Genomic DNA, 14,744 nt, shown 5'->3' on the forward strand with positions numbered 1-14,744 from the left:
CGACCGAATTGCGTACCCGATGACCGACGAATCGCCCTCCATCGACAAACTGCTGAAAAACCTCGATCACGCCATGCTCGCCGACCGCCACCGGCTGCGGCGGCAGTTGCTTGAGCTGCGCAAGAAACCCGACGAGGCCAAGCTGGCCCAGTGGGTGGCGCGCATGCAGGCTTCCTGCGATCAGGTGCTGGCGCGCAAGGCCAGCCTGCCAGTGATCCGTTACGACGACAGCCTGCCGATTGCGGCCAAGCGTGACGAAATCATGAAGGCCCTGGAAAAGCACCAGGTGCTGATCATCGCGGGCGAAACCGGATCGGGTAAAACCACCCAGTTGCCGAAAATCTGTCTGGAGATCGGTCGCGGCCAGCATGGTCTGATCGGCCACACCCAGCCTCGGCGAATTGCCGCGCGCAGCGTGGCCAGTCGGGTTGCCGAAGAACTCGGCACGCCGCTGGGTGCACTGGTCGGCTATCAGGTTCGATTCGAGGATCAGAGCGATTCCAATACGCTGATCAAACTGATGACCGACGGCATCCTGCTGGCGGAAACCCAGAACGACCGGTACCTCGAGCGCTACGACACGATCATCGTCGACGAAGCCCACGAACGCAGCCTCAACATCGACTTCCTGCTCGGTTACCTGAAAACCCTGCTGCCGCGTCGTCCGGACCTGAAAGTCATCATCACGTCGGCGACCATCGATCTGGAGCGTTTCTCCAAGCATTTCGATGACGCGCCGATTGTCGAGGTTTCCGGCCGTACCTTCCCGGTGGAAACCTGGTATCGCCCGCTGACGCTTGAGCAGGACGAAGAGGGCAACCGTGTCGAAGACGACCTGACCGTGGATCAGGCGATCCTCGCCACCCTCGACGAAATCGCCGCCTATGAGCGCAGCGAACGGCGCAGTCCTGGTGACGTGCTGGTGTTCCTGCCGGGCGAGCGTGAGATCCGCGACGCCGCCGACATGCTGCGCAAGGCCCAGCTCAAACACACCGAAATCCTGCCGTTGTACGCGCGCCTGTCGCCGGCTGAACAGCAGCGGATTTTCCAGTCGCATCCGGGCCGTCGCGTGGTGCTGGCAACCAACGTCGCCGAAACCTCGCTGACCGTGCCGGGCATCCGTTACGTGATCGACAGCGGCACCGCGCGCATCAGTCGCTACAGCTACCGCGCCAAGGTCCAGCGGTTGCCGATCGAAGCGATTTCCCAGGCCAGCGCCAACCAGCGTAAAGGTCGCTGCGGTCGGGTCGAGCCGGGTATCTGCGTGCGCTTGTACAGCGAGGAGGATTTCCTCGGTCGCCCGGAATTTACCGATCCGGAAATCCTGCGTACCAACCTCGCGGCGGTGATTTTGCAGATGCTCCATCTGCGCCTCGGCGAGATCACCGATTTCCCGTTCATCGAGCCGCCGGACGGCAAGGCGATCAGCGACGGTTTCAACCTGCTGCAAGAACTCTCGGCAGTGGATCGCAACAGTCAGCTGACCCCGCTCGGCCGCCAGTTGGCGCGCCTGCCGGTGGATCCGCGCATGGGCCGCATGCTGCTGGAAGCGGCGAAGCTCGGCAGCCTGCAGGAAGTGCTGATCGTCGCCAGCGCCATGTCGATTCAGGACCCGCGCGAGCGTCCGCCGGAGCGTCAGCAAGCCGCTGACCAGGCTCACGCCCAATGGAAGGACGCTGACTCCGACTTCGCCGGGCTGGTCAATCTGTGGCGCGGTTTTGAAGAGCAGCGCCAGGCGCTGACGGCAAGCCCGCTGCGCAACTGGTGCCGCAAGAATTTCCTTAACTATCTGCGTCTGCGCGAGTGGCGTGATTCCCACCGTCAGTTGAGCCTGATCTGTCGCGACTTGCAGCTGAGCCTGAACAAAGAGCCAGCGGATTATCCGAAGCTGCACAAAGCGGTGCTGGTCGGCTTGCTCAGTCAGATCGGCCAGAAAACCGAGGACGGCGATTACCTTGGCGCCCGTCAGCGGCGGTTCTGGATTCACCCGTCTTCGGGCATCGGCAAGAAGCGCCCGCAGTGGGTGATGACCGCCGAACTGGTGGAAACCACCAAGCTTTACGCGCGGATGGTGGCGAAGATCGACGCCGACTGGATCGAGCCGCTGGCCGGGCACTTGATCAAGAAGAACCACTTCGAACCGCACTGGGAGAAGAAGCGCGGCCAGGTCGTGGCGTTCGAGCAGATCACCCTGTTCGGTCTGATCGTGGTCGGTCGCCGACCGGTGCACTACGGCCCGGTGGATCCTGTGGTTTCGCGGGAGCTGTTCATCCGCGAAGGTCTGGTGCGGGGCGAGATTCAGTCTCGGGCCAAGTGCCTGACCGCCAACAAGCAATTGCTCGAACAGCTCGACGAACTGGAAGCCAAGGCCCGTCGCCGGGACATTCTGGCCGACGAAGAAACGCTCTACGCGTTCTACGACGCGCGACTGCCGGCGGAGATTCACCAGACGGCGACGTTCGATAGTTGGTATAGGGTCAACAGCCAGAAAGATCCGCAACTGCTGATCATGCGCGAGGAAGACGTGCTGGCCCGCGAAGCCAGCGAAGTCACCGCGCAGCATTACCCGGACACGCTGCACATCGGCGATCTGGAACTGGCCCTGAGTTATCACTTCGAACCGAATCACCCGCGCGACGGTGTGACCCTGCGAGTGCCGGCGCCGCTGTTGCCGATGCTGCCGCCGGAGCGCCTGGAGTGGCTGGTGCCGGGGCTGATCGAAGCCAAATGCATTGCGCTGGTGCGCAACCTGCCCAAGGCCCTGCGCAAGAACTTCGTGCCGGTGCCGGACTTCATCAAGGCCGCGCTGCAACGCATGACGTTTGCCGAAGGTTCGTTGCCGCAAGCGCTGGGCCGCGAACTGCTGCGCATGACCGGCGCGCGGGTCAGCGATGAAGCCTGGGCCGAAGCGGCGCAGCAGGTTGAAAGCCACCTGCGGATGAACCTGGAAATCGTCGACGGCCAGGGCAAGTTCCTCGGCGAAGGCCGGGATCTGGCCGAGCTGACCGCACGTTTCGCCGAAGCCAGCCAGGCCGCGTTGGCCGTGCCGCAAAGTGCGAAGAGCCAGCAACCGGTGGAGGCCAAGGTCTTCGCGCCGGTGGCGGAAAAGACTCAGCAGAAGATCGCCGGGCTGTCGATGACGGTCTATCCGGCGCTGGTGGAAGAGGGCGGCACGGTCAAGGAAGGTCGTTTCTCGACACCGGCCGAGGCCGAATTTCAGCACCGCCGCGCCTTGCAACGCCTGCTGATGCAGCAACTGGCCGAACCGGCCAAGTTCCTGCGCGGCAAGTTGCCGGGCCTGACCGAAATGGGCCTGCTGTACCGCGAACTGGGCCGCGTCGATGCGTTGGTGGAAGACATTCTGCTGGCCAGCCTCGACAGCTGCATTCTCGACGGCGAAGACCCGTTGCCGCGTGACGGCGCAGGGCTGGCGGCACTGGCCGAGCGCAAGCGCGGCAGCTGGACCGAGCACGCCGAGCGCGTGGCACGCCTGACGCTGGAAATCCTCAAGCTCTGGCACGGTCTGCAAAAACGCTTCAAGGGCAAGATCGATCTGGCTCAGGCCGTGGCGCTCAACGACATCAAGCAGCAGCTCAGCCATCTGGTGTATCCGGGCTTCGTCCGCGAAACGCCGATGCTCTGGCTCAAGGAGTTATCGCGCTATCTGAAAGCGGTCGAGCAGCGTTTCGAGAAGCTGGGCGCGCAGGTGCAGAAGGATCGGGTCTGGAGCGGCGAACTTGCCGGCCTTTGGACGCAATACCAGACCCGCGCCGCCAAACATGCTCAGGAAGGCAAACGCGATCCGCAGCTCGAGCTGTATCGCTGGTGGCTGGAGGAGTATCGGGTTTCGCTGTTCGCCCAGCAGTTGGGCACGAAAGTGCCGATCTCCGACAAGCGCCTGAACAAACAATGGACGCAGGTCGAGGCATGACCATGGGGGACGAAATTCCCCTTGTGGGAGCAAGCGCGCTCCCACATTGGTCAGGCGTTGTACTTGAGAATGGGGCCAAAACCTTGGGTTTATGGCAAACTTCGCCACCATAAATGCCGTTTTCGCGTCCCAGAGCCTTTGCCGGGCCGCGCAGCGGAATAAAGCGATGCCTGGTTTTTGCGTCCCTTGATACGGGAATGGACCCTTTGCGTGTTGGCACGTCGGTGCCAGCACTTTCTGCCTGAACAGATTAGAGAAACGACCATGCATAACGTCGTCATCAGCGGCACCGGCCTGTACACCCCGGCCAACAGCATCTCCAACGAAGAGCTGGTGCAGTCTTTCAATACCTACGTCGCCCAGTTCAATGCGGACAACGCCGAAGCTATCGCCAGCGGCGAAGTCCAGGCCCTGACCGAGTCCAGCGCCGCGTTCATCGAAAAAGCTTCCGGCATCAAGAGCCGCTTTGTCATGGACAAGGATGGCATCCTCGACCCTGCGCGCATGGCGCCACGCCTGCCGGAGCGTTCCAACGACGAATGGTCGGTGCTTTGCCAGATGGCCATCGGCGCTGCCGATCAAGCCCTGCAACGTGCCGGCAAGACTGCCGCCGACATCGACGGCGTGATCGTCGCCTGCTCCAACCTGCAGCGTGCCTACCCGGCCATCGCCATCGAAGTCCAGGAAGCGCTGGGCATCCAGGGTTTCGGTTTCGACATGAACGTTGCCTGCTCGTCGGCGACCTTCGGCATCCAGCAAGCGGCCAACACCGTGCAACTGGGCCAGGCCCGGGCGATCCTGATGGTCAACCCGGAAGTCTGCACCGGTCACCTGAACTTCCGCGACCGCGACAGCCACTTCATCTTCGGTGACGCGGCCACCGCCGTGATTATCGAGCGCGCCGATCTGGCAACCTCCAAGCACCAGTTCGATGTGGTCAGCACCAAACTGCTGACCAAGTTCTCCAACAACATCCGCAACAACTTCGGCTTCCTCAACCGCGCAGCGGAAGAGGGCATCGGCGCCCGCGACAAACTGTTCGTGCAGGAAGGCCGCAAGGTGTTCAAGGATGTTTGCCCGATGGTGGCCGAACTGATTGGCGAGCATCTGGAAGAGAACAAGCTCAATGTCGGTGACGTAAAACGCTTCTGGCTGCACCAGGCCAACCTGAGCATGAACCACCTGATCGTGCGCAAGCTGCTGGGCCGCGAAGCCACCGAAGAAGAAGCCCCGGTGATTCTCGACACCTACGCCAACACCAGCTCCGCCGGTTCCGTGATTGCGTTCCACAAATATCAGGATGATCTGGCGGCCGGTTCGCTGGCGGTGCTGAGTTCGTTCGGTGCCGGTTACTCGATTGGTAGCGTGATTCTGCGTAAACGCTAACAGCGGGTTCATTTCCTCTTAATCGCGCTGACGTTTCCTACATCCGAATCGGCGCGAACGCTGTAATTTTCGAAAGTGGCGGCAGGCGAAGTCCTGCCGCTATCATTTTCGAAGTCAGGAACAGGGGATTGATGGATGGCAGTTGACGACACCCGATTGCTTGAGCGGCTGCTCGCCGGTGAGCAGAAGGCTTTCAAGGAGCTGGTCAGCACCTATCAAAGCCCCATGCGCGCGGTGGCCTACGCGATTGTCGGCCAGCGCCATGTCGAAGAAGTGGTGCAGGACGCCTGGCTGTCGGTGGTGCGCAATATCGGCCGCTTCGAGGGGCGCTCCAGCCTCAAGACCTGGCTGCTGACCATCACCGCCAACTCGGCCAAGAGCCGCTACAAACTCAATCGTCGCGAAGTGCTGCTGGATGATCTGCCGTCCCCCCACGGCACCATCGATGACGATCGTTTTTCTCCCGGCGACGGCCACTGGCTGGTAGCACCGTTCGCCTGGCACCAGGACACACCCGAGGCATTGCTGACCGAAGGCGAGCTGCGTGAATGCCTGGAGCATACGCTGCTCAGCCTCTCCGAACTTCAGAGCAGTGTGCTCACGCTGCGCGAGCGCCAGGGCCTGGAGCTGGAGGAGATCTGTAATCTTCTGGAGATCTCGCTCTCCAATGTCCGCGTGCTGCTGCACAGGGCACGTTTGAAGGTCTTTGCGACCGTGGAGCATTTTGAGGAGACGGGAGAATGTTGACCTGCAAGGAGCAAGTGGCGCGATCCAGCGATTATCTCGATGGCCAGTTGAGCTTTCGCGAAAAACTGATGGTGCGTCATCACCTGATGTTCTGCCGCAATTGCCGGCGTTTCATTCGCCAGATGCGTTTGATGCAGGCGACGCTGCGGGCGATGCCGCAAAAGCCTGAAGAGGGCGTGGACGCGTTGGCCGAGCAGTTGGCAGAGCTGCGGCGCAAGGACAGTCCCTGAAAACACAGACTGGCGCGGCCGCAGCGAACGGATGATGGGGATCGCTGCGGTCGCGCCAGTCTGTTGAAGCCTCTTCAAACGATGGAACCGGATGTACAACCCATCGTTTGAAGTCTGTTGCCGGGTTGCTTAGAACTTCGCTTCCGCGTCCAGCTGCAGGGTGTTGGTGTCTGCATCACGCTGGGTACGGCTGGAGAAGTCGGCCTTGGTCAGGAAGTAAGTCGCACCAATGGCGAAGTTCTTGTCGATGTCGTAACCGACCTTGAACTTGTGGCCACGGGAACCGGTGGTGCCGTTGGCGAAGTCCGAATCGGTGAAGGCGCCGACCACAGCGTTGCGCTGCACATCACGATAGTTGTAGTCGAGGTTCAGGCCGAAGACTTTCGACTTGGCACCGACCAGCCATGCGGTGTCCTGATCGGTCACTGCATCGTTGTTCTTCACGTACTGACCGTAGAACGACAGCGGCATTGGCAGGCCGCCGATGTCGACCTGGCTGAAGCCTTCGTACAGACGGAATTCGTTGTTCGCCGAGTTGCCGTTGACGGCCAGGGCGCACGGCGTGGAGGTGCCGGTGCAACGGCTGTCTTCGTCGTTCTGGTAGGCGTAGACGCTGCCGCCCAGGGTCAGTTTCAGGTTGTCGGTGATGGCGAAGCGGCTGCCCAACTGGCCGGCGGTCAGACGCAGGTCATGACGGAATTGCACGCCGTCGCCATCCACGTTGTCCTTGAGATTATAGTTACCCAGGCTGCCGAACAGCTCCACGCTGCTGCCCAATGGATACTTGTAGGTAACGGCCAGACCTTCCGGGTTGATGTCGCTGTCCCAGATCACGTCGCCCATGCTCACCCACGGTTGCAGCATCTTGCCGCCGATGATGTGCAGGTTCTTGATCTGATCCGGGTGGTAGTCGATGTAGCCCAGGTCGAGCCAGATCTGCTTCTTGTCGAAGTAGTTGTCCTGGTCCTGGTTGGTCGAACGGGCGTCGTCGCCGCCGCCGGTGGCGATACGGATGCCGGTGTCGACTTGCGGGTTGATCTCGGTGTACGCACCCAGACGGGCACGGATACGCTGGCGATCCTTGTCGCGGCCGCCGTTGTTCGGTTCGCCGTCGATCTTGATGGTTTCCTGACGGATACGCACATCGCCCTTGAACTGGGTCTTGGCGGCCCAGGCCAGTTTCTGGTCGAAACTGCTGAGCTCGTTGGTTTTCTTCGCGGTCGCCGCGATTTGCTCGTTGGTCTCTTGCTGCGCCTGCTGCGCGATTTGCTGGGCCTTCTGATCCTTGGCCAGTTCAGTTTGCAGTTCAACGTACTGCGCCTGGGAAATCGAACCGTTAGCCTTGAGCATGTCGAGCAGTTTGGCGTCGACTGCGGCACTGGCCGGTACACTCATGGCCAGCAACAGGCCACCGCACAGGGCCGCCGCAGTTTTCGTGGAAGCAAGACGCATAGCAATCTCCGAAGATGAAAAGGGGATGGCTGAACCATCCTGGGCACAACCGACGGTTTGACGGTCGGAAAACATTGTCCGGGGTAGAACCCGGCGCTCTAAAAACAGGCGCCAGTATCGCGATGGTTTATGACAGAGCAGTGGCACGATGATGGCAGGTTGATGACGATACAAAACTGCCGTGAACTATTGATCTAGAGCGCTGTCGCGCATTCGGGCGTGGGCAACGCCCGGCCGATCAGCGATACTCGCCGGGCGTTCACGCCCGAAAGTGGAGAGGAAAATGCCGCTGCAACGTCTGCACAAACTGTCGGAAATTCCAGCCTCCGACTGGGATGTTCTGGTCCCGCAAAACCAGCCGTTTCTGCGCCACGCCTTTCTGGCTTCGCTGGAAGACAGCGGCAGCGTCGGCCCGCACACGGGCTGGCAAGCGGAGCATTTGCTGCACGTCGAAGCGGGACGTGTGATCGCTGCGCTGCCCGGTTATCGCAAGTGGCATTCCTACGGCGAATACGTGTTCGATCACGGCTGGGCCGATGCCTGCGCCCGGGCCGGCATCGATTACTACCCCAAGTTTTTGAGCGCGGTGCCGTTCAGCCCGGTCAGCGGCCCTCGGTTGCTGGCAGCGAATGTCGAAGACGGATTCGAACTGCTCAAGAGCCTGCCGGGGTATCTGGAAATCGAAGAACTCTCCAGCGCCCACATCAACTTTACCGACGCGTTTACCGATGCTGCCATGGCCGAGCAGCCGGGCTGGCTGCAGCGCATCGGCTGTCAGTATCACTGGCAGAATCGCGGCTACCGCGACTTTCAGGACTTCCTCGACGTGCTCGCCTCGCGCAAGCGCAAACAGATGCGCAAGGAGCGCGAGCAAGTGGCGGGGCAGGGCTTCGAGTTCGAATGGCTGGAAGGCCGCGAGCTGGACGAGGCGCAGTGGGATTTCGTCTACGCCTGTTACGCCAACACCTACGCGGTGCGTCGGCAGGCGCCGTACCTGACCCGGGAATTCTTCAGCCTGCTGGCCGAGCGCATGCCGGAATCGATTCGCGTGGTCCTGGCCCGACAGGACTCACGGCCGGTGGCGATGGCGTTCAGCCTGGTGGGCGGCGACAGTTTTTACGGACGCTACTGGGGATGCCTGGCCGAGTTCGACCGGCTGCACTTCGAGACCTGTTTCTATCAGGGCATGGACTATGCGATTGCCAATGGATTTCAACGTTTCGATGCCGGTGCCCAGGGCGAACACAAACTGATTCGCGGCTTTGAACCGGTGATCACCCATTCCTGGCATTACCTGCGCCATCCCGGTTTGAAAGCTGCGGTCAAAGACTTCCTGCACCAGGAGCGCGCCGGTGTGCTGGCCTATGCCGAAGAGGCGAGGAACGCCTTGCCGTATCGGCAAGCCTGATCCTCGCCGGCTCCTTCAGCTGTCTTCCTTGCCCAGCCAGCGATAGAGCACGCCGCCGACCACCGCACCGAGCAGCGGCGCGACCCAGAACATCCACAACTGGGCGATGGCCCAGCCGCCGACCATCAGCGCCGGGCCCGTGCTGCGGGCCGGGTTGACCGAGGTGTTGGTCACCGGAATCGAGATCAGGTGGATCAGCGTCAGGGCCAGGCCGATGGCGATCGGTGCCAGTCCTGCCGGAGCGCGCTTGTCGGTGGCGCCGAGGATGATCACCACGAACATGGCGGTCATCACCAGTTCGGTGACGAAGCCGGACGCCATCGAGTATTTGCCCGGCGAGTGTTCGCCATAACCGTTTGAGGCAAGGCCCGCGGCGATGTCGAAACCTTCCTTGCCGCTGGCGATGTGATAGAGCAGGGCCGCTGCCAGAATCCCGCCGAGCACCTGGGCGATGACGTAGGCAGGCAGTTCCTTGGCCGGGAACCGACCGCCGACGACCAGACCGACCGACACGGCCGGGTTGAGGTGACAGCCGCTGATGTGGCCGATGGCAAACGCCATGGTCAACACCGTCAGACCGAACGCCAGGGCGACCCCCAGCACGCCGATTCCCAAGGGTGAAGACGCGGCAATGACCGCACTGCCGCAGCCGCCCAACACCAACCAGAACGTACCCAACAACTCAGTGACTGAACGTTTGAAAAGAGACATGACAGAGTCCTTGATAGGCGTGCTATCGAGACTGCATCGAGTGATGCTTCCCTGCAGATTTACGACAGGTTCCGTTCCGGAGCCTTCGCTGATTACAGCAGGGTTTCAGGGGATTTCCAGCAGGCGATAAAAAACCGCCAGAGCCCGTGGTTAAAGGGCTCTGGCGGTTTTTGTGTTTTGACGCAGGATCAGTCGATGCCGACAAACCCTCCCGTCTGGTGCGCCCACAACCGCGCATACAATCCGCCGTGCGCCAGCAGTTCGGCATGGTTGCCGCTTTCGGCGATCTTGCCGTTCTCCAGCACCACCAGTCGGTCCATGCGGGCAATGGTCGAGAGGCGGTGGGCGATGGCGATCACGGTCTTGCCCTGCATCAAAGTTTCCAGGCTTTCCTGAATCGCCGCTTCGACTTCCGAGTCCAGCGCCGAGGTCGCTTCGTCCATGATCAGGATCGGCGCATCCTTGAGCAGCACCCGCGCGATGGCGATCCGCTGACGCTGACCGCCGGACAGTTTCACCCCGCGTTCGCCGACATGCGCATCGAACCCGGTGCGTCCTTCGGCGTCCGACAACAACGGGATGAACTCATCGGCGCGAGCCTTGCGCACCGCTTCCCAGAGCTCCGCGTCAGTGGCGTCGGGCTTGCCGTACAGCAAGTTGTCGCGGATCGAGCGGTGCAGCAGCGAGGTGTCCTGAGTGATCATGCCGATCCGTGCGCGCAGGCTTTCCTGGCCGACTTCGGCGATGTTCTGGCCGTCGATCAGGATCCGCCCGCCCTCGACGTCGTACAGGCGCAGCAGCAGGTTGACCAAAGTCGATTTGCCGGCGCCGGACGGGCCGATCAGACCGATTTTCTCGCCGGGTTTGATGGTCAGGTTGAGGTCGCCGATGATGCCTTTCTTCTTGCCGTAGTGAAAATCCACGTGCTCGAAACGCACTTCGCCACGGGCGACGGCCAGCGGTTTGGCCTGCTCCCGGTCGGTGACGCTGACCGGTTGCGAGATGGTCTGCAGACCATCCTGAACCATGCCGATGTTTTCGAAGATCCCGGTGACCACCCACATGATCCAGCCGGACATGTTGACGATGCGGATCACCAGACCGGTGGCCAGGGCGATCGCGCCGACGCTGATCAGCGATTGCGTCCACAGCCACAGGGCCAGCGCCGTGGTGCCGACGATCAACAGGCCGTTCATGGTGGTGATGGCCACGTCCATGCTGGTGACCACGCGGCCGGCCAGCTGGGCTTTTTCGGTCTGTTCCTGGATCGCTTCGCGGGCGTAGTGCTGTTCGAAATTGGTGTGGGCGAACAGCTTCAGGGTGGCGATGTTGGTGTAGCCGTCGACGATCCGGCCCATCAGCTTCGAGCGCGCATCGGAGGCTTCCACCGAGCGGTTCTTGACCCGTGGCACGAAGTAATAGAGCGCGCCGATGTAGGCGGCGATCCACGTCAGCAGCGGGATCATCAGGCGCCAGTCGGCCTCGGCGAACAGCACCAGCGAACTGATCGCGTAGATCAGCACGTGCCACAGCGCATCCACCGCTTGCACGGCGGAATCGCGCAGCGAGTTGCCGGTCTGCATGATGCGCTGGGCAATGCGCCCGGCGAAGTCGTTCTGGAAGAAATTCAGGCTCTGCTTGAGCACGTAACTGTGGTTCTGCCAGCGAATCATGCTGGTCATGCTCGGGCTCAGGGTCTGGTGCACCAGCATGTCGTGCAGCGCCAGGAACAGCGGGCGCAGCAGTAACGCTACCACCGCCATCCACGCCAGTTCGACGCCGTGCACCTTGAAGAAGTCGACGTTCGGCGTGCCCTGGGCGAGGTCGATGATGCGACTCAGGTAGCTGAACAGCGCCACTTCGATCAGTGCACCGAACAGGCCGACGATCAGCAGGGCGGCGAAACTCGGCCAGACCTGCTTCAGGTAATAGGTATAGAAGGGCAGAACGCGGTCCGGCGGGGATGCCGTCGGGGCATCGCGGAATATGTCGATCAGTTGTTCGAAACGGCGATAGAGCATCAGATAACCGCCCGGAGCACGGGCTCTCCTTTTATCAGTGTGAGCGGCGTGACATCAGGTCAGCGCCGCTCGATATGCCCTGTAAAGCTTAGTCGATGCGCTTGGCCGACTTGATGATCACAGGGTCGACCGGCACGTTTTGCATGCCCTGTTTGGTGGTGGTCTGGGAGTTGACGATGATGTCGACCACGTCCATGCCCTTGACCACTTTGGCGAACACCGCGTAACCGGCGTCACGGCCCGGATCGAGGAAAGCGTTGTCGGCCACGTTGATGAAGAACTGGCTGGTGGCCGAATCCGGGTTGGAAGTACGGGCCATCGACAGGGTGCCACGAACGTTATGCAGGCCGTTGCTGGCTTCGTTCTTGATCGGGGCCTTGGTGTCTTTTTGTTGCATCTGCTGGGTGAAGCCGCCGCCCTGGGCCATGAAACCCGGGATCACGCGGTGGAAAATGGTGTTGTTGTAGAAACCGCTGTCGACGTACTCGAGGAAGTTCTTGGTACTGATCGGCGCCTTGACCGGGTCCAGTTCGATTTCGATCTGGCCGTTGGTGGTGTCCAGCAGCACGTGCGGCGCTTTTGCCGGCGTGGCAGCCATCAGGTTGGCGGCGAACAGCACGGTGCCGGCGGCGAGGGCGAGTTTTTTCAGCATGGGTCAGTGATCCTGAGGGTGATTATCGGCTGTGGCGAGGAACTCCAGCAGCGTTTGATTGAAGCGTTCGGGCTGGTCGAGCGGGGTGGCGTGGCGTGAATCGGCGATCACCACCAGCCGCGCATCGGGCAGCAGTCTGACATAGGTTTCTTTCAACGAAACGGGGGTGTAGTCCCGGTCGGCGCTGACGACGAGAGTTGGACAGATGACCCGGGAAAGTCGTTCCTGGACGCCCCAGCCAACAATCGCGTCGAAGCTGGCGAGATAAGCACGTTTGTCGTTTTTTGCCCAGCGTTCGGCCATCTTCTGACGCAAATCGGCCTGCTCCGGTTTGGGGAACAGCTTGGCGCCAAGGGCCTTGCCGATGGTGGCGAGGCTGAGCACACGCATCAGACTCCAGCGCTTGAACCATTGCCAGTAATCGTCGCGGCTGCGCACCTTGACCTCGGGCGCGCTGTTGACGATGGTAAGGCTCTTGAGCATCCGCGGGTGATCGACGGCGAACTGGAAGCCGATCATGCCGCCCATGGACAGCCCGGCGTAGTGCACCGGGCCGAGTTTCAAATGCTCGATCAGGGCGACGATGTCGGCGCTGAAACCGGCGATGCTGTAGCGCTCGCGGGGCTTGTCGGAGCGGCCGTGACCGCGCACGTCCGGGACGATCACCCGGTAATGCGCGGCCAGGGCGGGAATCTGCATTTCCCAGTCCAGGGTGCTGGAGCCCAGACCGTGAACCAGCAGCAACGGATCGCCGTGGCCATATTCCTCGTAGTGCAGGTTGCAACCTTCATGCTCGAAATACGCCATCGGTGAACTCCGTGTCAGGCTTGTTCGGGGGCGGCGAACGGTGCGTCCAGCGGCAGGGTGTCGAAGGTGCGCAGCAGTTCGATGAGGATTTGCGTCGCTGGGCCCAAGGGTTTGTCCTTGTTCGAATAGAGATAGAAACTGGAGTTGCGGTTGCCGCCTCTGTCCAACGGTAGCAGCTTGAGCGAGCCGTCTTTCAGTTCCCGCTCGATCATGTGGCGTGGAAGCCAGGCGAATCCCAGGCCACTGCTGACGAACGTCGCAGCCGTGGCGAGACTGCCGACGGTCCAGCGCTGCTCGGCGCCGAGCCAGCCGACGTCCCGGGGTTGCTGGCGGCCGGAGTCGCGGATCACCACTTGCATCTGGGTTTCCAGGTCCTGAAAGCTCAGCTCGCGGTTGAGCCGGTGCAGCGCATGGTCAGGATGGGCGACGGCGACAAATTCGACATCGCTCAATTCCGCGCCAAGGTAACCGGGAATGCTCAGGCCGGTGATGGCCAGGTCGGCCACGCCTTCGAGCAGCACTTCTTCGACGCCCGACAACACTTCCTCACGCAGCCGCACCCGGCAGCCGCGACTCTGCGGCATGAAAGCGGTCAATGCGCGCACGATACGGGCGCTCGGGTAGGCGGCGTCGACCACCAGCCGTACTTCGGCTTCCCAGCCCTGCTCCATGTGATGGGCAAGGTCTTCCAGCTGGCTGGCCTGTTTCACCAATTGCCGCGAGCGGCGCAGCAACACGCCGCCGGCTTCGGTCAGCACAGCCTTGCGACCGTCGATGCGCAACAGCGGCACGCCGAGCTGATCCTGCATGCGGGCGACGGTGTAGCTCACCGACGATTGCGAACGGTGCAGGGCCTCGGCGGCCTGGGCGAATCCGCCGTGGTCGACCACGGCCTGCAACGTTCGCCATTGATCAAGGGTCACGCGGGGCGCTTTCATCAATAGCTCCTCTTGTCCTAAGCTGGCGGTCCCTCATGGAGACTGCCGAATGAAAAAATTCTGTTGTGTGTTGCTGGCGCTGCTTCCGCTGACTGCGTTCGCGTACCCGATCGATGTGGAAAAGGACCTCAACGGCCTGAAGATCGACTACAACGCGTTCGACACCGATAACGACATCGGCTCCATACAGGTCAACAACTACGGCGACGTCGACGCAACCTGCAAGGTGGTATTCACCAACGGCCCGGAAGCGCCGCGCACGCGCAACATCGAAGTGGCCGCGGGCAAGCATAAAAACGCCACGGCCAAGTTCACCCGGACCATCATCAAGCTGCGCATCAAGCTGAGCTGCACCCCGAAATAGCGTCATGGGCCTGTGGGGGGCGGGCTCCTACAGGGTTCGGCTTGCATCTAAACGAATTTTTCGATGCTTTGCAGCAATTATTTGCGCTTTTTCATCG

Annotated in this window: 12 protein-coding genes; 6 read left to right on the forward strand and 6 right to left on the reverse strand. The window is 61.6% G+C overall.

What is annotated here, in order from left to right; all coding sequences use genetic code 11:
• The first annotated feature begins 19 nt into the window (after window positions 1-19).
• The 4 genes from hrpA (at window position 20) to QRN46_RS20825 (ending at window position 6,294) form a co-directional block, all read left to right on the forward strand.
• On the forward strand, window positions 20-3,931 hold the full coding sequence (gene hrpA, locus QRN46_RS20810; RefSeq protein ID WP_285356917.1) for an ATP-dependent RNA helicase HrpA: 3,912 nt from the start codon (window positions 20-22) through the stop codon (window positions 3,929-3,931).
• A gap of 264 nt (window positions 3,932-4,195) precedes the next feature.
• The gene (locus QRN46_RS20815) at window positions 4,196-5,317 is read left to right on the forward strand and encodes a beta-ketoacyl-ACP synthase III (RefSeq protein WP_285356919.1); all 1,122 of its coding nucleotides are present in this window, start codon (window positions 4,196-4,198) and stop codon (window positions 5,315-5,317) included.
• 135 nt (window positions 5,318-5,452) lie between these two features.
• The gene (locus QRN46_RS20820) at window positions 5,453-6,064 is read left to right on the forward strand and encodes an RNA polymerase sigma factor (RefSeq protein WP_011332952.1); all 612 of its coding nucleotides are present in this window, start codon (window positions 5,453-5,455) and stop codon (window positions 6,062-6,064) included.
• Complete coding sequence (locus QRN46_RS20825) at window positions 6,058-6,294, forward strand: anti-sigma factor family protein (protein ID WP_011332953.1); 237 nt, start codon at window positions 6,058-6,060, stop codon at window positions 6,292-6,294. The genes QRN46_RS20820 and QRN46_RS20825 overlap by 7 nt, the downstream gene beginning before the upstream one ends.
• Before the next feature lie 129 nt (window positions 6,295-6,423).
• Here QRN46_RS20825 and QRN46_RS20830 read toward each other — a convergent pair whose 3' ends face one another.
• Window positions 6,424-7,746 carry a putative porin gene (locus tag QRN46_RS20830; protein ID WP_011332954.1) on the reverse strand — a complete coding sequence of 441 codons (1,323 nt, stop codon included), beginning with the start codon at window positions 7,744-7,746 and terminating at the stop codon, window positions 6,424-6,426.
• A gap of 283 nt (window positions 7,747-8,029) precedes the next feature.
• Here QRN46_RS20830 and QRN46_RS20835 point away from each other — a divergent pair, with 283 nt between their 5' ends.
• Window positions 8,030-9,154 (forward strand): GNAT family N-acetyltransferase, encoded by a 1,125-nt coding sequence (locus QRN46_RS20835; RefSeq protein WP_285356925.1) that lies wholly within the window; start codon window positions 8,030-8,032, stop codon window positions 9,152-9,154.
• A gap of 15 nt (window positions 9,155-9,169) precedes the next feature.
• Here the strand turns inward: QRN46_RS20835 and aqpZ are convergent, their stop codons facing one another.
• The 5 genes from aqpZ to QRN46_RS20860 all read right to left on the reverse strand — a co-directional run bounded on the left by aqpZ (window position 9,170) and on the right by QRN46_RS20860 (window position 14,283).
• On the reverse strand, window positions 9,170-9,865 hold the full coding sequence (aqpZ, locus tag QRN46_RS20840) for an aquaporin Z (RefSeq protein ID WP_011332956.1): 696 nt from the start codon (window positions 9,863-9,865) through the stop codon (window positions 9,170-9,172).
• A gap of 188 nt (window positions 9,866-10,053) precedes the next feature.
• Window positions 10,054-11,886, reverse strand: coding sequence for an ABC transporter ATP-binding protein (locus tag QRN46_RS20845; protein WP_011332957.1), 1,833 nt, complete (start codon window positions 11,884-11,886; stop codon window positions 10,054-10,056).
• An 88-nt stretch (window positions 11,887-11,974) separates the two neighbouring features.
• Window positions 11,975-12,538: a peptidylprolyl isomerase A gene (locus tag QRN46_RS20850; RefSeq protein ID WP_011332958.1), complete on the reverse strand. Its 564-nt coding sequence runs from the start codon at window positions 12,536-12,538 to the stop codon at window positions 11,975-11,977.
• A 3-nt stretch (window positions 12,539-12,541) separates the two neighbouring features.
• The gene (locus QRN46_RS20855; protein WP_285356929.1) at window positions 12,542-13,345 is read right to left on the reverse strand and encodes an alpha/beta fold hydrolase; all 804 of its coding nucleotides are present in this window, start codon (window positions 13,343-13,345) and stop codon (window positions 12,542-12,544) included.
• A gap of 14 nt (window positions 13,346-13,359) precedes the next feature.
• Window positions 13,360-14,283: a PA3225 family LysR-type transcriptional regulator gene (locus QRN46_RS20860; RefSeq protein WP_011332960.1), complete on the reverse strand. Its 924-nt coding sequence runs from the start codon at window positions 14,281-14,283 to the stop codon at window positions 13,360-13,362.
• A gap of 49 nt (window positions 14,284-14,332) precedes the next feature.
• On the opposite strand from QRN46_RS20860, the gene QRN46_RS20865 reads away from it, so the two are divergent.
• Window positions 14,333-14,647 (forward strand): hypothetical protein, encoded by a 315-nt coding sequence (locus QRN46_RS20865; RefSeq protein WP_011332961.1) that lies wholly within the window; start codon window positions 14,333-14,335, stop codon window positions 14,645-14,647.
• Window positions 14,648-14,744: the final 97 nt, after the last annotated feature.

Source organism: Pseudomonas sp. lyk4-R2A-10, assembly GCF_030209075.1.
Taxonomy (GTDB): Bacteria; Pseudomonadota; Gammaproteobacteria; order Pseudomonadales; family Pseudomonadaceae; genus Aquipseudomonas; species Aquipseudomonas glycinae.